Origin of the sequence: Gordonia westfalica, from assembly GCF_900105725.1 — a bacterium.
In the GTDB taxonomy this organism is placed as follows: Bacteria; Actinomycetota; Actinomycetes; order Mycobacteriales; family Mycobacteriaceae; genus Gordonia; species Gordonia westfalica.
In genome coordinates, this window is record NZ_FNLM01000034.1 from 650158 (window position 1) to 667519 (window position 17362).

A 17362-nucleotide genomic window follows, 5' to 3' on the forward strand; every position below is an offset into this window, starting at 1 on the left:
AGCAGGGGCGTCCCGGCGGAAAGTATCACCAGCCGCGTTCGGCCAGACGGTGCGGCTGCGGGATCTCGTCGACGTTGATGCCGACCATCGCCTCGCCCAGTCCGCGCGAGATCTTGGCCAGCACGTCCGGGTCGTCGTGGAAGGTGGTGGCCTGCACGATCGCGGCGGCACGCTGAGCCGGGTTGCCGGACTTGAAGATCCCGGACCCGACGAAGACGCCCTCGGCGCCGAGCTGCATCATCATCGCCGCATCCGCCGGGGTGGCGATACCGCCGGCGGTGAACAGCGTCACCGGCAGCTTGCCGGCCTCGGCGACCTCGACGACCAGGTCGTACGGTGCCTGCAGTTCCTTTGCCGCGACGTACAACTCGTCCTTGGGCAGCGAGGTGAGACGACGGATCTCGTCGCGGATCTGACGCATGTGGGTGGTCGCGTTGGACACGTCACCGGTGCCGGCCTCACCCTTGGAGCGGATCATCGCCGCGCCTTCGGTGATGCGGCGCAGCGCCTCACCGAGGTTGGTCGCGCCACAGACGAAGGGAACGGTGAACGCCCACTTGTCGATGTGGTTGGAGTAGTCGGCCGGGGTCAGGACCTCGGACTCGTCGACGTAGTCGACGCCCAGGCTCTGCAGGATCTGCGCCTCGACGAAGTGGCCGATGCGGGCCTTGGCCATCACCGGGATCGACACCGCGGAGATGATGCCGTCGATCATGTCCGGGTCGCTCATCCGCGAGACGCCGCCCTGGGCGCGGATGTCGGCGGGTACCCGCTCGAGAGCCATCACGGCCACCGCGCCGGCGTCCTCGGCGATCTTCGCCTGCTCGGGGGTGACCACGTCCATGATCACGCCGCCCTTGAGCATCTCGGCCATTCCCCGCTTGACCCGGGCGGTGCCCTGTCCGACCTCGGGAACGGTCGCGCCGTTGTGACTCACTGATTTCTCCTCATGTCGCTGTCTCGGCGTGCCGCGACCGATCCCTCTCGGGGACCCCGCGGCAGCGTGGGACCAGTCTAGGTCAGCGCGCTGAACGCCCTGGTACCAGGATCACTCGCCCCGGCCCGGCGTGACGCGCTCGATGATCTCGAAGTACGACGGCGGCGAGGCACGGCCGCCCAGACGCAGCCACCGCACCAGTCGCCGCTCGGCGAGTGCCCGGGTGTCGCGCACCGCGTCGTTGTAGAACCGGCGGGCCATCATCACCCGAGTCTCGGCGTCGGCGAGCTCGATGACCAGGGCGTGAGACCGCCCGTGGGCGCTGGTGCGGGCCAGTGCCGCCGACACCGCGTTCTCCGCGTCCTCACGCGCCTCCGGGCCGGATCGTTCGGCTCGGTCCGCGAGTGCGACCAGCTCTCGATTCGCGCTCTCATCGGACGAAGCCTGCTCCGCGGCGATCGCGCGCACGACGACGGCGCGACGGTCGAGGCTCGCATAGAGGGACTGGCGGGCCAGATCGACGCGCACGTTGAGGCGGTCGAGCCGGTTGGCGGTGTGATACGCCCAGCCGGCGGCCAGCAGGACTGCAACGACCCCGAGGACGATCCAGGTGGCCATCAGTCCGACACCACCACCGGTCCGGCACCGACCGTCACGGTGTCGTAGACACGCAGGATCTGGTCGGCGACCCGCGACCAGTCGTATTTGTCCGCACGGACGCGTCCCCGGGCGATCAGCTGCTCGCGGGCCTCGTCGTCGGAGAGCAGCGAGATGATGCCCGCCGCGAGCTGATCCGGCGAACCGGTGTCGACGAGCTTGCCCGCCCGGCCGTCGTCGAGGACGCGCCGGAAGGCGTTCAGCGAACTCGCGATCACCGCGGCACCGGCGGCCATCGCCTCGACGAGGACGATGCCGAAGCTCTCGCCGCCGAGGTTGGGTGCGCAGTAGACGTCGGCCGAGGCCAGGGCGCGCGCTTTGGTGGCGTCGTCGACCTGCCCGAGGAACACCAGGTGATCGGCGAGTCCCCCAGCGCGCCGACGCAGCGCTGCCTGGTTTCCGCCGCCGACGACCAGCACGCGCACATCCGGGAACTCCTCGACCACGGACGGCAGTGCGCGCATCAGGATGTCGATGCCCTTGCGCGGCTCGTCGAAGCGGCCGAGGAACAGGATGGTGCGTCCGGCATGCGGGTAGCCGTCCAGGGGCTTGGCGTTGGCGAAGCCGCCGACGTTGATGCCGTTGGGGATCTCCACGGCATCGGACCCCAGCGACTCCATCTGCCAGCGCCGGGCGAGTTCGGAGACGGCGATCTTCCCCGCGATGCGTTCGTGATACGGACGCAGGATGCCCTGGAAAGCACTGAGCCACAGCGACTTCGATGTCGCGGTGTGGAAGGTAGTGACGATCGGACCGGAGGCCACCATCAGCGAGAGCATGGAGATCGACGGCGAATTGGGCTCGTGGACGTGCAGGACGTCGAATCCGTTCTCCGCGATCCAACGACGCAGCCGCAGATAGCCTTTCGGGCTGAAGTTCACCCGCGAGACCGACCCGTTGTACGGGATGGCCAACGCCGGGCCGGCCCGCACCACGTACTCGGGCAGTTCGGTCCGCCGCGACGCCGGGGCCAGCACGCTGACCTCGTGCCCGCGGTCGATGAAGACGTGCGCGAGCTCGGTCACGTGCGCCTGGACACCACCGGGCACATCGAAGGAGTAGGGGCAGATCATGCCGATTCTCATGCCGCTCCCCCGGTTTCGCTCATCCGCGCCTTCTGTCGATCGGTCCAGTCCGCTTCCCACAGCGGTTGCAGCATGTGCCAGTCGGCGGGATGCGCGGCGATGTTGGCCGCGAACGCGTCGGCGAGCGCCTGGGTGGCCGACTCCACGCCGCCGGAGACATCGATCTCCTCGCCGACACTCATGGACGAGTAGGGCGCCTTCTCGAACCAGTGGTGAGCCGGGAACAGGGCGGCGCCGGTCTCGATCGCCAGGCGCGCCGATCCGGCCGGCATCCGGGTGCGTTCGCCGAAGAAGGTGACCGGGACGCCGTGGCGGGCGAGGTCCCGTTCCCCGAGCAGGCAGACGATCCCGCCGGCCCGCAGCCGGTCGGCGAGTACGCGCAACGGCGGTTGCTCGCCGCCGCTGAGCGGGAAGATCTCGAAGCCCAGCGACTCGCGGTATTCGACGAACCGGGTGAACAGCGACTCCGGCTTCAGACGCTCGGCCACCGTCGCGAACTTCCCGTAGTGCTGTACGAGCCACACCCCGGCCATGTCCCAGTTGCCGGTGTGCGGCAACGCCAGCACCACACCCTTGCCGCGGGAGACCGCGGCGTCGAGCCGGGCGTGGTCGGCGGCGGGCAGGTTCGCGGTCGACGCCGCGGTGGCGCGGTCCTGTGCGGGCAGCCGGAAGGCCTCGCACCAGTACCGCGCATAGGAGCGCACCGCGTCCGCGACGAGCTCGTCGGGAACCTCTGCGGGGGGCACCCCGATCACCCGGGCCAGGTTGCGGCGCAGCTGGTCCGGGCCTCCATTGCGGCGTCCGGCGAATCCGCCGACGCGGTCGAACACGGCCCGCGCGGCGCCTTCGGGGGCTCGCCGCACCGCGGCCCAACCGGCCCGGTAACCGAGGTCGGCGGCGATGGCCGAGATGTCGGTCATCGCGACCCCGCGGGCGGGGTGGTGCCGTCGGTGTCAGTGCCGGCGGGGTCGGAATCGGTGGATTCGGGTGCGGCCTCGAGCGGGATGAGGTCCCGCGCACCCGGCGAGTTCGAGATCGACCACATGCGCTGCCCGACGGTGATGACACTGCCGACCGCGAGGAGCCACATCGCGACATGGACCGCCCACGGCAGACCGAGTCCGGTGAGCCCGGTGCCGACGAGCACGATGATGAGCCGGTCGGGACGTTCGATGAGACCGCCGTCGCCATAGAGTCCGCTGGCCTCGGCGCGAGCCTTCGCGTACGAGATCACCTGCGAGGTGACCAGGCAGATCAGGGTCGCGACGAGGAGCAGACGATGCGGCTCGGTGACGGTGCACCACCACACGAGACCAGCGAAGATCGCCCCGTCGGCGATACGGTCACAGGTGGCGTCGAGCACGGCGCCGAACCGCGTCCCGCCACCGCGGGCACGCGCCATCGCACCGTCGAGCATGTCGAACATGACGAACAGCCAGATGACCAGGGTGCCCGCGAAGAGGTATCCCATCGGGAACAGCGTGAGCGCGGCCGCCACGCTCGCCACCGTCCCGATCACGGTCATGATGTCCGGGGTGAGGCCGGTCTTCAACAGCGCCCGCCCCATCGGCAACGTCACCTTGGAGACCGACGCCCGACCCAGAATGCTCAGCATCGTCGAGCACCTCCCCCTTCAGCCATCGAGTCGTTGCCACGCCTCGGCGAGCAGCCCCCGGGTTTCCCGCAGCAACTGCGGCATCACCTTGGTCTCGCCGACGATCGTGATGAAGTTCGCGTCGCCCATCCATCGGGGCACGATGTGCTGATGCAGGTGCTCGGACAGCGAGCCGCCGGCGGCGTAGCCCAGGTTGAGTCCGACGTTGAAGGCGTTCGGGTTCGAGACCGCCTTGATCGTGCGGATCATCCGCTGCGTGAACGCCATCAGCTCGGCCGATTCGGCCGGCGTCAGGTCCTCGAGGTCGGCGACCTGGCGGTACGGCACCACCATCGTGTGACCCGGGTTGTACGGGTACAGGTTGAGCACCGCGTACACGGACTCGCCGCGCGCGACGATCAGGCCGTCCTCGTCGGACATCGTCGGGATGTCGAGGAAGGGGTGACCGGTCTTGGCCGCCGGCTGCGGATCGGCGATGTAGGTCATCCGGTGCGGACTCCACAGCCGCTCCAGCCGATCGCCGACTCCGACGCCCTCGTCGCGGATCTCACCGGGTGCCTCAGCCATCGACGGCCCCCATGGTGCCGAGCTTCGCCTCCAGCAACTCCTTGGTCGGCGACTCGTTGCGCCGGCTGGCCACCCAGTCGGTGATCGCGGCGATCGCGGCACCCACGGGGACGCCGTTGATCTGCGATCCGTCGCGGAAGCGGAAGCTCACCGCATGCGCCTCGACGTCGCGTTCGCCGGCGAGCAGCATGAACGGCACCTTGCCGGTGGTGTGGTTGCGGATCTTCTTCTGCATGCGGTCGTCGGAGTGGTCGACCTCGGCGCGGACGCCTGCAGCGCGCAGCGCGTCGACGACGCCCTGCAGGTGATCGGCGAACGCGTCGGCGACCGGGATGCCCATGACCTGGACCGGCGACAGCCACGCCGGGAAGGCTCCCGCGTAGTGCTCGGTGAGCACGCCGAAGAACCGTTCGATCGAGCCGAACAGGGCGCGGTGGATCATCACCGGACGCTGCTTGGTGCCGTCCGGAGCGGTGTACTCGAGTTCGAAGCGCTCGGGCAGGTTGAAGTCGAGCTGGATCGTCGACATCTGCCAGGTGCGGCCGAGGGCATCCTTGGCCTGGACCGAGATCTTGGGACCGTAGAACGCGGCGCCACCCGGATCGGGCACCAGGTCGAGACCCGACGCCTCGGCGACCTCGGCGAGGGTGTTGGTCGCCTCTTCCCACACCTCGTCGGAGCCGACGAACTTCTTCGGGTCCTTCGTCGACAGCTCGAGGTAGAAGTCGTCGAGGCCGTAGTCCTTGAGCAGGCCGAGGACGAAGTTGAGGATCGACGTCAGCTCGTCGCGCATCTGCTCGCGCGTGCAGTAGATGTGGGCGTCGTCCTGCGTCATGCCGCGCACGCGGGTCAGGCCGTGGATGACGCCCGACTTCTCGTACCGGTAGACCGAGCCGAACTCGAACATGCGCAGCGGCAGTTCACGATACGAACGGCCGCGCCCCCGGAAGATCAGGTTGTGCATCGGGCAGTTCATCGGCTTGAGGTAGTAGTCCTGGCCGGGCTTGCGCACCTCGCCGTTCTCGTCGTACTCGGCGTCGACGTGCATGGGCGGGAACATCCCGTCGCGGTACCAGTCGAGGTGACCGGAGACCTCGTAGAGGTGCGACTTGGTGATGTGCGGGGTGTTGACGAACTCGTAGCCCGCCGCCACGTGGCGAGCCCGTGAGTAGTCCTCCATCTCCTTGCGGATGATGCCGCCCTTGGGGTGGAAGACCGGCAGGCCCGAGCCGAGCTCGTCGGGGAAGCTGAACAGGTCGAGTTCGGCGCCCAGCTTGCGGTGGTCGCGCTTCTCCGCCTCGGCGAGCAGCTCGAGGTGGGCGTCGAGTGCCTCGGCCGACTCCCATGCGGTGCCGTACACGCGCTGCAGGTCGGCGTTGTCCTGATCACCGCGCCAGTACGCGGCCGAACTCCGGGTCAGCTTGAACGCGGCGATGTACTTGGTGGTCGGCACGTGCGGGCCGCGACAGAGGTCGCACCAGATGAGTTCGCCGGTACGCGGGTTCAGGTTGTCGTAGACGGTCAGCTCACCGCCGCCGACCTCCATGACCTCGGCGTCGTCGGCAGCACCCTTGTCGTCGATCAGCTCGAGCTTGAACGGCTCGTTCGCCAGTTCGGCACGTGCCTCGTCCTTGGACTCGTAGACGCGGCGCGAGAAGCGCTGACCCGACTTGATGATCTGCTTCATCTTCTTCTCGAGGGCCTTGAGGTCCTCGGGCGTGAACGGTTCCGCGACATCGAAGTCGTAGTAGAAGCCGTCCTTGATGGGCGGGCCGATGCCCAGCTTGGCGTCGGGGAACAGGTCCTGGACCGCCTGGGCCAGCACGTGCGCGCACGAGTGCCTGATGACGCTGCGGCCGGCCTCGGTGTTGGCGGCGACGGGCTCGACCTCGGCGTCCTCGGCCGGCGTCCAGGACAGGTCACGCAGGTCCCCGGCGGCATCGCGGACGACGACGATCGCCTCCGGGCCCTTGTTGGGCAGGTCGTGGTCACGGAGTGCGGTGCCCGCGGTTGTTCCAGCCGGCACACGGATCGTGGCTGGGCTGGTCACCTGGACGTCGTCGGGCACGGGACGCTCCTCGAGATAGTTCGGACACGCAGAGGGCGCGTCCGAGGGGGGACGTTTGCGACTCTGATGGTATCCGCGTGTCATCCCGACCGGCCGAACCCCTCCTCCGCGGCGCGCTGCGCCGCCGGAGCCGGCGGCCCGATCAGGAGAACAAGGGGCTGGCGAGCCACGCGTAGTCGAGGTTCACCCATCCGGCCGCTGTGTACAGGGCCCCCAGGAGCCAGAGCGTGCCCACGACGATCATGCAGGTACCGATCCAGAACACCGACTGCACCGACCAGTGTTGCCGGCCGATCCACTCCATCCAGGCGTCGTACTTCGCCCGGGCGAACTTGAGGAGACGGTGAGCCCAGTCGAACTCCGAGGCCAGGATCCCCAGGCCGAGGAAGACGATGAGCCAGCCGGGCCCCGGGTACGGGATGGCGACGATGCCGCACAGCAGCACGATCGTGCCGACGACGGCGACCGCGATGCGGTATGCGCGATGCCAGCGGGGATTGGACCTCACCACGTACCGGCGATGACGCGCCCGGATACGCAGCCGCTTCCACATCGACTCCGCCATGTTCCCCTTTCCTCGGACCCGTCACCTGCAAAGTCGGGTCCAGGCTACCGAAGTCCCCCGTGTCTACCCCGGCTCGAGCGCATGCTGGGGCGATGGGGTCGACTCGCCCGATCACGATCGACGCACGTTTGCACGACGGCGTCGTCTTCGGTCTCGACACGATGCACACCGAGGCCGGCTCGACGCTGCTCGAATCCACCGGCGGACTCGTCCACCGCCTGCGCGGGTTCGGTGTCGCCTGCGGGGTGCACTCCTCCCGTCGCGACCTTCCCGCCCTGCTCGACGCCGCCGGGATGGGTGATGTCCCGGCCCTGGTCGGCCCCGCCGACGAGGCGACTCTTCTGCATGTGTCCGACGCCATCGGGGTGTCGCCGCAACGATGTGTCGCCGTCGAGTTCGGTCCCGCCGGCGTGGCCGCGGCTCGTCGCGACGGGTTCGCCCTGGTGATCGGCGTCGACGGCACCGCGCCCGCCGACGAACTGCGGCGCCACGGTGCCGACGCCGTCCTCGAGCACCCCGCAGACATCAGAACGCGCCTCGGCGGCGCCCGGATCTCGACGATGCCGGACGCCGTCACCTACCTGGAACACCTGAACGCCATCGCCGTCGCGCGGCGGCCCGCCGTCTTCCTCGATTTCGACGGGACGCTGTCGGAGATCGTCGACGACCCGGCGGTCGCGACCCTCGTCGAGGGCGCCCGCGAGGCGCTGGCCCGACTCTCCGAACTGTGCCCGGTGGCGATCATCAGCGGCCGCGACCTGCCCGACATCCGGCAGCGTGTCGGCATGCCCGGACTCTGGTACGCCGGGTGTCATGGCCTCGAGCTCGTCGGCCCGAACGGCGAGCATCGCGTCAACGACGTCGCGCGCGAATCCACCTCCGCGGTGTTCGCCGCGACCGCCGACCTCCGGCAACGGTTCGCCGACCTGCCCGGGGTCCTGATCGAACCCAAGCAGTACAGCGTCGCCGTGCATTTCCGCAACGCGGACCCCGCTCTGGCCGACGACATCCTCGCGGGCGCACGGGGTATCGGCGCGCAGCACGGGTTGCGGGCCCTCCCCGGGCGCATGGTCCTCGAGCTGCGTCCGGACGTCGAGTGGGACAAGGGTCGCGCGGTCGACTGGATACTCCACCAGGTCGGCGCGGCCGACGTCGAGTCGATCCCGATCTACTTCGGTGACGACCTCCCCGACGAGGACGCCTTCGACCGGGTGGCGACCGACGGCCTGGGAGTGGTGGTGCGGGCCGACGAGAACCGCAACCGCCGCACCGCTGCGCAGTTCGCCGTCGATTCGCCCGCGGCCATCCCGGCGGTGCTGGGGCGGATCGCCGACCTCATCGCCGAGACCGTCGAACCGTCGACCGCCTGGTCGCTGACCTATGACCACTACGACCCAGCCGAGGAGAAGCTCCGCGAAGCCCTCTGCACCGTCGGGAACGGTTGCTTCGCCACCCGCGGCGCCGCACCGGAATCCGTCGCCGGAGCGATCCACTATCCGGGAACCTACGCCGCCGGCGTCTACAACCGGCTCAGCGACGAGCTCCCCGCCGGGGTGGTGGAGAACGAGAGCCTGGTCAACCTGCCCAACTGGTTGCCGCTCACCTTCCGGATCGACGACGGAGACTGGTTCGACATCGACGCGGTCGAGCTCCTGGGGTTCCGTCAGACCCTCGACCTGCGTCGGGCGGTCCTGATCCGCGACGTCCGGTTCCGCGACCCCCAAGGACGCACGACCAGGCTCCGGCAGCGTCGTTTCGTGTCGATGGACATGCCGCACGTGTGCGCTCTGGAGACGACAATCCACGCCGAGGACTGGTCGGGCCGTGTCGAGCTGTCCTCGGTACTCGACGGGGACGTCGCGAACACCGGGGTCGATCGGTACCGCGAGCTCGCCGGCCGCCATCTCACCGCGCACGAGACCACGGCCACCGCACCGGATTCGGTGCTCCTGCGGGTGCAGACCAACCAGTCACGAATCGAGGTCGCGCTGGCGGCGCGGACCACGGTGTGGCGCGGGAACGAACAGGTCCCGGCGCACCGCGACCTCGTCTCCGATCAGGGCCGGATCGGACATCTCCTCACCGTCGACGTCGCCGCCCGCGAGGAGCTCGTCGTCGAGAAGGTCGTCATGCTCTACACCTCCCGTGATCGCAGCATCTCCGAGCCGGGCCTGGCCGCAGCCGACGGGCTCGCGCGGCTCGGACGGTTCCACGGCCTGCTCGCCGACCACGCACGTGCCTGGGTGCGCCTGTGGGATCTGTGCCGCATCGACCTCGACGGCCATCCCGTCGCGCAGCGGGCGATCCGGTTCCACATGCTTCACATGTTGCAGGTGGTCTCCCACAACACCGTGGACACCGATGTCGGCATCCCGGCGCGTGGACTGCACGGAGAGGCCTACCGCGGGCACATCTTCTGGGACGAGATGTATGTCCTCCCCGTCGTCACGCCGCGGCTCCCCCACCTGGCCGAGGCGCTGCTGCGGTACCGCTTCCGCCGGCTCGACGAGGCCCGCATCGCCGCCCGTGAGGCCGGCCACCGCGGTGCGATGTTCCCCTGGCAGTCCGGCAGCGACGGTCGCGAGGAGAGTCAGAAGCTGCATCTCAACCCGCGGTCGGGCCGGTGGAATCCGGATCCGAGTGCACGCCAGCATCATGTCGGTCTGGCGGTCGCCTACAACGTCTGGCAGTACTTCCAGATCACGCACGATCTCGATTTCCTGATCGGGGCCGGCGCCGAGATGCTCGTCGAGATCGCACGCTTCTGGGCCGACCTGGCGACCTACGACCACGACCGCGGTCGCTACGTGATCCGCGGGGTCATCGGGCCCGACGAATTCCATGCCGGCTATCCGGAGGCGCCCTACGACGGGATCGACAACAACGCCTACACCAATGTCATGGCGGTATGGGTGATCCGTCGCGCCCTCGACGCCCTCGCGACGATCCCGCAGCGGGATCGCATCAACCTGCTCGTCGACCTCGGGCTGCGGGAACCCGAGCTCGAAGTGTGGCGGACGCTCATCCGCCGCATGTTCGTGCCCTTCCACGACGGGATGATCAGTCAGTTCGAGGGATACGACGAGCTGGAGGAGCTCGACTGGGACGCCTACCGCGCCAAGTACGGAAGCATCCAGCGCCTCGACCGCATCCTCGAGGCCGAGAACGACGACGTGACCCGGTACAAGGTGTCCAAACAGGCCGACGTCCTCATGCTCTTCTATCTCCTGTCCGCGGAGGAACTACGAGAACTCTTGGAGCACTTGGGTTATGGCCTGCCGGCCGAGATGATCCCGCACACCATCGACTACTACATGGCGCGCACCTCGCACGGTTCGACGCTGAGTTCGGTGGTCCATTCGTGGGTCCTCGCCCGGGCCGACCGCGAGCATGCGGTCAAGTTCTTCGAGCAGGTGCTCGACGCAGACATCACCGACATCCAGGGCGGCACGACCTCGGAGGGCATCCATCTGGCGGCCATGTGCGGCAGCATCGACCTGTTGCAGCGGTGCTTCAGCGGCCTCGAGCTCCGCAACGACCGGCTGATCCTCAATCCGCGCTGGCCTCGATCATTGGGCGCCTTGTCCTTTCGCATCTACTACCGGCGCCACCGGCTGAAGCTGACCGTCAGCGGCAGCGGCATCGAGGTGACCTCCGAGCAACGCGACGTCGACCCGATCGATGTCCAGTGCCGCGATCTGCTGGTCCAGCTCGCGCCGGGACGGACGGTGGCCTTCGAATGAGCTCTCCGCGTCGCCGAAGCCCGAGTCGCCGAAGCCCGATGAGGGTGCGCACCCTCCCCCTGATCACCGCCGCGATCGTCGCGACGGCCGCCGGGTTCGTCCGGGTCGCCTATGTTCGCGACCTGGTCGCAGCGCGCGAACGGATCGGGTCGACCCCCGCCACCTGATCGAATCGCGATTCGGTGCGATCGAGTACGCCGGGCGCGGTGCCGGAGGCCCGGTTCTGTTGAGCCACGGCATCTTCCAGGGCTGCGATGGCGGGCTGCTGGCCGCACGGGACCTCGTGACGGACCGGCGGGTCCTCGCCCCCTCCCGTTTCGGCTATCTCGGTTCGGCGATGCCCGACGAACCGTCGGTGGCGCATCAGGCGGATGGCTTCGCCGAGCTACTCGATCATCTCGGCTACGACGAGGTGGACGTCATCGGGATCTCCGCGGGCACGAGCGCCGCGGCCCAGTTCGCACTGCGGCACCCGACTCGGGTTCGCCACCTGGTCATCGTCTCCGGCAGCTTTCCCGGCAGCCGAACAGCGCAGCCCCCGCCGCGGTGGGCCCGGCTGTTCTACGACGATCGTGCGATGTGGGCGTTGCGGATGTGCGCCCGGCCGATGTTCTTCCGGCTGCTCGGCGTCCCGGCGGGTCTTCCTCGTACGGCAGAGGAACGTCGACTCGCCGACGAGGTGGCCGACAGCATCTTCCCGATGGCGCTGCGCAGACGCGGCGCGGTGTTCGACGCCTACGTCGGGGACCCCGAGATCGGCACCTACCCGCTCGAGGAGATCAGCACTCCCACGCTGATCGTCCACGCTGCCGACGATCCGTTGGCGTCCCACGCCGCGGCCGTCGAGGCGGCGTCGAGGATTCCCGGTGCTCGACTGGTCACCCTCGAATCCGGCGGGCACCTCCTGCTCGGCCAGAGCGGGCAGGTGAGCAGCGAGATCGCGGCCTTCCTGGCCACGCCACCGCGGTGACCTTGCTACGCAACCGCGACGACGTCGTCGCGTGCCGGCGCCCGGGCGTCGGCACGACGCTGCGCGACCGTGTGGGCGACCAGGGTCGCCACCACCGTGACGGCGAGTAGCAGCGGGTAGCAGCCGGCGTAGACGACGGCCGGTCCGTGCCCGACCGGACCCGGGCTTCGCGGCATCATGAACAACCCCAACGAGATCGCGTGGTCCGATGTCAGATAGGGACCGCTGTCCCACCAGTGCCGCCACCAGGTGAAGGTGAGCGCGACGACGCCCGCCGGGGCGAGCCAGTACCACCAGGTCCGACGCGACCCGCCGTGCCGTAGGGCGAGGTCGAGGGCCACGAGCAGCAGCGGCACGCACCACACCCAGTGGTGTCCCCAGGCGAACGGCGAGACCGCGCACATCGTCATTCCCACGATGGTCGCGGCGAGAAGTTCCCGGGACATCCGGTGGGCGACGACGGCGGCCCACAGTCCGAGCGCCGCGACCACCAGTGCTGCGGGCACCCACAACCACGGCGGCGCGGTGAACACCGGACCGCCGGGTCCGGGATGGGTGAAGCGCCGGACGTCGAGGTGCGCCAGCATCTGAGAGCCGAAGCCGCGGACGGACTGATTCGCGGGTGAGTCGGCGCGGCCGATGCGGTCGGAGTCGAACAGGTGGCGCGTCCAGTACGCCCGGGCATCCGATCCGACGACGAGGAACCCGATCGCGACCGTGGCGCCGAAGGTGGCGATCGCGGTGGCCGCAGCCCGCCACTGCCGCGTCACGAGCAGGTAGATCACGGCGAACAGCGGTGTCAGCTTGATTCCGGCCGCGATCCCGAGCGCCACTCCCCGCCACCGCGAACCGGCGCGCAGGAACACCAGGTCGGTGAGCATCAGCGCCATGACGAGGAGATTGACCTGGCCGAGCCAGATGGTGGTCCGCACCGGCTCGAGGGCGGTCACCGCGATCGAGAAGAGGACGGCGAACCCGACGAGGCGGGCATCCGGCCGGTAGCCCAGACTGCGCGTCACCAGGGCCACCACCGCGACGAGTACCGCGAAACCGATTGTCCACCAGACGATGTTTGCCATTCCGGCGCTCATCACCGCGAGCGGCACGAACGCGATCGCCGCGAACGGCGGATACGTGAAGTGCAGGCGCCACAGCACGGGCGCGTCGTAGAGCGAACGCGAGTCGAGCACGGTGTCGGCACCGGCGCGATACACGCGGGCATCGGTCGCGTTCTCGAAGAGCCCGTAGAACGGGTTGGTGATCGGGAAAGCGGTGATGTGCCAGGCGATCACACCGAGCGCCGCGACCCCCGCCACCACCAGCGCCCACCTCGGGATCGCACGGGTGAGAGCGGTCGGTGCGGGCACTCGGGCGAGACTACGCTCGGAATGTGATCCAGGTCACGAGAAACGCCGACGGTTGGCGAGTCGTTGCCGATTCGCGTCTCAGCGTCGCAGCTCCCCGGAGTCGGCGGGAAATGGAACGAAAAAAGGCCCGCCTATTCGGCAGGCCTTTCGTTCTGTGGTCCCGGCTGGGATCGAACCAGCGACCTTCCCGGTGTGAACGGGACGCTCTTCCACTGAGCCACGGGACCGTGTCGGGCGCCTATGTCTGTGACAGAGGCGCCTGTGCACGAGCCAGAAGATTACACGGGTTGCCCAGAGTTCCCAAATCACCGACGTGCGCCACGTCACAGAGGCCGATTCTGCTGCTCCTGGGGAATCACACGCTGGGAATTCGCCGTCGGGCGGCCCTCTGACCAGGCGATTTGTAAAGTTCGGAATCCATCGCGTAAGTTTCTCAACGCACCGCGAGCAGCACGATCCACAAGATCGCTCGTGGGCATGCGGATGTAGCGCAGCTGGTAGCGCATCACCTTGCCAAGGTGAGGGTCGCGGGTTCGAATCCCGTCATCCGCTCGGCGCGAGTCGACTCGCATCTGGTGGTGTGGCCGAGTGGTGAGGCAACGGCCTGCAAAGCCGTGTACACGGGTTCGATTCCCGTCGCCACCTCCACACGTGTGACAATTACATACCCGCGCGATTAGCTCAGTGGGAGAGCGCTTCCCTGACACGGAAGAGGTCACAAGTTCAATCCTTGTATCGCGCACCATTGCCCGAACAGTCAGCCCCGGTCTTCGGCCGGGGCTTTTCTGTGTCTGCGGTTCCGGCCGCCGTCTCGGTTTCTCCACCGCGATGTGCAGGCGATTCGGAAGTTTCGAATTCATGGCGTATGTTTCTCTTCGCACCGCGAGCAGCACGATCCACAAGATCGCTCGCGGGAATGCGGATGTAGCGCAGCTGGTAGCGCATCACCTTGCCAAGGTGAGGGTCGCGGGTTCGAATCCCGTCATCCGCTCGACGCGAGTCGACTCGCATCTGGATGAAAATCCCATCCCGCGCGATTAGCTCAGTGGGAGAGCGCTTCCCTGACACGGAAGAGGTCACAAGTTCAATCCTTGTATCGCGCACCATTGCCCGACCAGTCAGCCCCGGCCTTCGGCCGGGGCTTTTCGCTTCCGGCCGACCATCAGCCGCCACAACCGAGCGGGAATCAGGTGACTTTCGGCCCAACGACCAGGACGCCCGGGGCGATCTAGTCTGAGATCGTGGCCGCGATCGCGATCAAGGACCTGGCCAAGTCGTTCGGCCATGTCAGGGCGCTCGACGGATTCGACCTGACCGTCGAAGACGGTGAGGTCCACGGATTCCTGGGACCGAACGGCGCCGGAAAGACGACCGCGATCCGCGTGCTGCTCGGGCTGCTGCGGTCGGATTCGGGAGTGGTACGTGTCCTGGAGCGGGACCCGTGGCGGGACAACGTGAACCTGCACGGGCGTATCGCCTATGTGCCCGGCGAGGTGAATCTGTGGCCGGGTATCAGTGGCGGCGAGGTCATCGACCTGCTGTGCAACCTTCGCGGTGACCGTGACCGGCGTCGTCGCGACGAGCTGATCGATCGTTTCGACCTCGACCCGCGCAAGAAGGCCCGCACCTACTCGAAGGGCAACCGGCAGAAGGTCGCATTGATCGCCGCCCTGGCCTCCGACGCCGAACTGCTCCTGCTGGACGAACCGACGGCCGGCCTGGATCCGCTCAAGGAAGCCGAGTTCCAGCGATGCATCGAAGAGGAGCGGCGGCGTGGGCGCACCGTCCTGCTGTCGAGTCACATCCTGGCCCAGGTCGAGACCCTCTGCGATCGGGTCACCCTGATCCGGGCCGGCCGGACGGTGGACAGCGGCTCGCTGTCCGAACTGCGGCACCTCGGCCGCCTCGAGATCAGTGCCGAAACCACCCACGATCCCGCGCGACTCGACGACGTCCCCGGAGTTCACGACCTCATCCGCGACGGCCACCGCATCCGCTGCACCGTCGACGCCGCCGCACTGGACACGGTGGTCCGCGAACTCGCGACCCTCGGCGTCCGCGATCTGACAAGCGCCCCACCGACCTTGGAGGACATCTTCCTCCGGCATTACGGCGACTGAGGTCTGGGGAGCCCCCGGATGGCGGAGATCGAGATGACCCAGGTCGCCCAGCAGAGCACGGTGCGCAGCGCCGGGCGGACTGCAGACGCCACCGGTCTCCGCACACTGCTGAGGTTCTACATCCGGCGTGAACGGGCCGCACTCGTGGCGTGGATAGGCGGGACCGCGGCCCTGGTGGGCTTCCAGGCCGTTGCCAGTCAGAACCTCTACGACACGCCGGCGAAGCTCGCGGCCCTCCGCGAGACCATCGGCGGGAGCCCCGCGGTCGTCGCACTCAGTGGCCCGGAGGCACTTCTCGCCAGTATCGGCGGTGAGGTCGTGTTCGAGATATTCGGCTATGCCGCAATCGTTCTCGGACTCATGTCGATGTTTCTCGTCGGTCGCCACACGCGTACCGACGAAGAGAACGGACGCGCCGAACTCCTCCGGTCGACACGTGTGGGCCGCGACGCGCCGGTCGCCACCGCCCTCGCCCTCGCCTCCCTCGCAAACCTCGCCGCGGGCATCGCCGTCGCGGTCACCGCCGTCGCCACCGGGCTCCCGGCCGGCGGCTCGGTCCTCTTCGGAGCGGCACTCGCAGGGGTGGGTCTCACCTTCGCGACACTGACGGCACTGGCCGCGCAGATCTTCGAGAATCCCCGAAGCGTCTACGGATCCATCACCGCCATGCTCGGCCTGGCGTACGTCCTCCGCGCGGTGGGCGACGTCGGCAACGGGCTGGCGTCGTGGCTCTCCCCCATCGGCTGGGGTCAGCGCACGTTGCCGTACGTGGATGACAGGTGGTGGCCTCTTCTGCTTCCACTCGTGGCATCGGTGCTCACCGTCGGAGCGGCCGTGGCCGTCTCCGAACACCGCGACTTCGGCGCCGGGGTCTTCGGCAACCGCGCCGGGCGTGCGGAGGCGTCGTGGTTGTTGCACACGACGACGGGTCTGGCGTGGCGTCTGCACCGCGGATCGATCGCCGCCTGGGCGACAGGCGTGTTCGTGTTGTCGGCCGCCTACGGATCGTTCGGCGACGCGATCACCGAGTTCATCGAGAACAACCCGCAGATCGCGGAGTTCCTGCCCGGCGGCGCCGAGGACGCCGTGGACGCCTACCTCGCCCTGACCCTCACGATCGCCGCGCTGCTCTCGGCCGGATACGGGGTGAACAGCGCGCTACGGGCGCGCCGCGAGGAGACCGCCGAGCGGGCCGAGTGGCTGGTCGCGGCCACCACCAACCGGATCTCCTGGCTCGCCGGCCACGTCACGATGGCGCTCGTCGGCAGCGCCGCCGTCCTGGCAGCCGGTGCGGTGGGCGAAGGGCTGGCCTACGGCCTCACCATCGGCGATCTCGGCCAGATCCCGCGCCTGCTCGCCGCGGCGGCGGTGTACGTTCCGGCGGTCTGGTTGATCCCTGCGGTCGCCGTGGCCGGCGTCGGGTGGCTGCCCCGGGCCGCCGCGATCATCGCCTGGACGTACTTCGCGTACTGCCTCGTCGCCGAGATCCTCGCCCAGTCGTTCAACCTGCCCGAGTGGACCCGGACCGCATCGCCGTTCCGCCATCTGCCCCAGGCACCTCTCGACACGGTCACCGCAGGAGGAATTCTCGGGGTCCTCGTACTGGCGGCGGTCGCCGCGATCGGAGGCCTCGTCGGATTCGGCAGGCGCGACCTGGGTTAGCCGCGG

The 17362-nt window shown here is 68.5% G+C and carries 14 protein-coding genes and 6 tRNA genes; 10 read left to right on the forward strand and 10 right to left on the reverse strand.

Annotated elements, in window-relative coordinates; all coding sequences use genetic code 11:
• Positions 1-25: 25 nt before the first annotated feature.
• The 8 genes from pdxS to BLU62_RS08325 all read right to left on the reverse strand — a co-directional run bounded on the left by pdxS (position 26) and on the right by BLU62_RS08325 (position 7494).
• Complete coding sequence (pdxS, locus tag BLU62_RS08290) at positions 26-937, reverse strand: pyridoxal 5'-phosphate synthase lyase subunit PdxS (RefSeq protein WP_074849080.1); 912 nt, start codon at positions 935-937, stop codon at positions 26-28.
• 111 nt (positions 938-1048) lie between these two features.
• Entirely contained in the window at positions 1049-1555 is a 507-nt protein-coding gene (locus BLU62_RS08295; RefSeq protein WP_074849081.1) for a LemA family protein, read from the reverse strand.
• Positions 1555-2679, reverse strand: coding sequence for a glycosyltransferase family 4 protein (locus BLU62_RS08300; protein WP_074849082.1), 1125 nt, complete (start codon positions 2677-2679; stop codon positions 1555-1557). The genes BLU62_RS08295 and BLU62_RS08300 overlap by 1 nt, the downstream gene beginning before the upstream one ends.
• A complete protein-coding gene (locus BLU62_RS08305; RefSeq protein ID WP_074849083.1) occupies positions 2676-3599 on the reverse strand; it encodes a phosphatidylinositol mannoside acyltransferase in 924 nt (307 codons plus the stop codon). Before BLU62_RS08305 ends, BLU62_RS08300 begins: the two co-directional genes overlap by 4 nt.
• A complete protein-coding gene (pgsA, locus tag BLU62_RS08310; protein ID WP_074849084.1) occupies positions 3596-4294 on the reverse strand; it encodes a phosphatidylinositol phosphate synthase in 699 nt (232 codons plus the stop codon). The genes BLU62_RS08305 and pgsA overlap by 4 nt, the downstream gene beginning before the upstream one ends.
• An 18-nt stretch (positions 4295-4312) precedes the next feature.
• A complete protein-coding gene (locus tag BLU62_RS08315; RefSeq protein WP_074849085.1) occupies positions 4313-4861 on the reverse strand; it encodes an ATP adenylyltransferase in 549 nt (182 codons plus the stop codon).
• Complete coding sequence (thrS, locus tag BLU62_RS08320) at positions 4854-6929, reverse strand: threonine--tRNA ligase (RefSeq protein ID WP_074849086.1); 2076 nt, start codon at positions 6927-6929, stop codon at positions 4854-4856. Before thrS ends, BLU62_RS08315 begins: the two co-directional genes overlap by 8 nt.
• A gap of 142 nt (positions 6930-7071) precedes the next feature.
• Positions 7072-7494, reverse strand: coding sequence for a TIGR02611 family protein (locus tag BLU62_RS08325; protein WP_074849087.1), 423 nt, complete (start codon positions 7492-7494; stop codon positions 7072-7074).
• 92 nt (positions 7495-7586) lie between these two features.
• On the opposite strand from BLU62_RS08325, the gene otsB reads away from it, so the two are divergent.
• The 3 genes from otsB to BLU62_RS08335 are packed head-to-tail and all read left to right on the forward strand — an operon-like array spanning position 7587 to position 12207.
• Positions 7587-11237 carry a trehalose-phosphatase gene (gene otsB, locus BLU62_RS08330; RefSeq protein WP_074849088.1) on the forward strand — a complete coding sequence of 1217 codons (3651 nt, stop codon included), beginning with the start codon at positions 7587-7589 and terminating at the stop codon, positions 11235-11237.
• 44 nt (positions 11238-11281) lie between these two features.
• The gene (locus tag BLU62_RS34365; RefSeq protein WP_280141522.1) at positions 11282-11404 is read left to right on the forward strand and encodes a hypothetical protein; all 123 of its coding nucleotides are present in this window, start codon (positions 11282-11284) and stop codon (positions 11402-11404) included.
• Between the two features lie 59 nt (positions 11405-11463).
• On the forward strand, positions 11464-12207 hold the full coding sequence (locus BLU62_RS08335; protein WP_244278095.1) for an alpha/beta fold hydrolase: 744 nt from the start codon (positions 11464-11466) through the stop codon (positions 12205-12207).
• Between the two features lie 5 nt (positions 12208-12212).
• On the opposite strand, the gene BLU62_RS08340 is transcribed toward BLU62_RS08335, so the two are convergent.
• Positions 12213-13574, reverse strand: a complete 1362-nt coding sequence (locus tag BLU62_RS08340; RefSeq protein ID WP_074849090.1) for a glycosyltransferase 87 family protein — start codon at positions 13572-13574, stop codon at positions 12213-12215.
• Between the two features lie 155 nt (positions 13575-13729).
• Positions 13730-13801, reverse strand: a tRNA-Val gene (locus BLU62_RS08345).
• 252 nt (positions 13802-14053) lie between these two features.
• Here BLU62_RS08345 and BLU62_RS08350 point away from each other — a divergent pair.
• The 7 genes from BLU62_RS08350 to BLU62_RS08380 all read left to right on the forward strand — a co-directional run bounded on the left by BLU62_RS08350 (position 14054) and on the right by BLU62_RS08380 (position 17356).
• Positions 14054-14126: transfer RNA gene (locus BLU62_RS08350), tRNA-Gly, on the forward strand.
• Between the two features lie 22 nt (positions 14127-14148).
• Positions 14149-14222, forward strand: a tRNA-Cys gene (locus tag BLU62_RS08355).
• A 22-nt stretch (positions 14223-14244) separates the two neighbouring features.
• Positions 14245-14319, forward strand: a tRNA-Val gene (locus tag BLU62_RS08360).
• 173 nt (positions 14320-14492) lie between these two features.
• Positions 14493-14565, forward strand: a tRNA-Gly gene (locus tag BLU62_RS08365).
• A 40-nt stretch (positions 14566-14605) separates the two neighbouring features.
• Positions 14606-14680 (forward strand) — tRNA-Val (locus BLU62_RS08370).
• Between the two features lie 135 nt (positions 14681-14815).
• Positions 14816-15694 carry an ABC transporter ATP-binding protein gene (locus BLU62_RS08375; protein WP_074849091.1) on the forward strand — a complete coding sequence of 293 codons (879 nt, stop codon included), beginning with the start codon at positions 14816-14818 and terminating at the stop codon, positions 15692-15694.
• Positions 15695-15712: 18 nt separating this feature from the next.
• Positions 15713-17356, forward strand: coding sequence for an ABC transporter permease (locus tag BLU62_RS08380; RefSeq protein WP_074849092.1), 1644 nt, complete (start codon positions 15713-15715; stop codon positions 17354-17356).
• The last annotated feature ends 6 nt before the right edge of the window (positions 17357-17362 follow it).

Bases quoted from the DNA above. Each gene is read 5' to 3' on its own strand.
- otsB (WP_074849088.1), top strand. From the start codon at position 7,587: ATGGGGTCGACTCGCCCGATCACGATCGACGCACGTTTGCACGACGGC.
- BLU62_RS08315 (WP_074849085.1), bottom strand. From the start codon at position 4,861: ATGGCTGAGGCACCCGGTGAGATCCGCGACGAGGGCGTCGGAGTCGGC.
- BLU62_RS08295 (WP_074849081.1), bottom strand. From the start codon at position 1,555: ATGGCCACCTGGATCGTCCTCGGGGTCGTTGCAGTCCTGCTGGCCGCC.
- BLU62_RS08380 (WP_074849092.1), top strand. From the start codon at position 15,713: ATGGCGGAGATCGAGATGACCCAGGTCGCCCAGCAGAGCACGGTGCGC.
- BLU62_RS08300 (WP_074849082.1), bottom strand. From the start codon at position 2,679: ATGAGAATCGGCATGATCTGCCCCTACTCCTTCGATGTGCCCGGTGGT.
- BLU62_RS08325 (WP_074849087.1), bottom strand. From the start codon at position 7,494: ATGGCGGAGTCGATGTGGAAGCGGCTGCGTATCCGGGCGCGTCATCGC.
- pgsA (WP_074849084.1), bottom strand. From the start codon at position 4,294: ATGCTGAGCATTCTGGGTCGGGCGTCGGTCTCCAAGGTGACGTTGCCG.
- BLU62_RS08305 (WP_074849083.1), bottom strand. From the start codon at position 3,599: ATGACCGACATCTCGGCCATCGCCGCCGACCTCGGTTACCGGGCCGGT.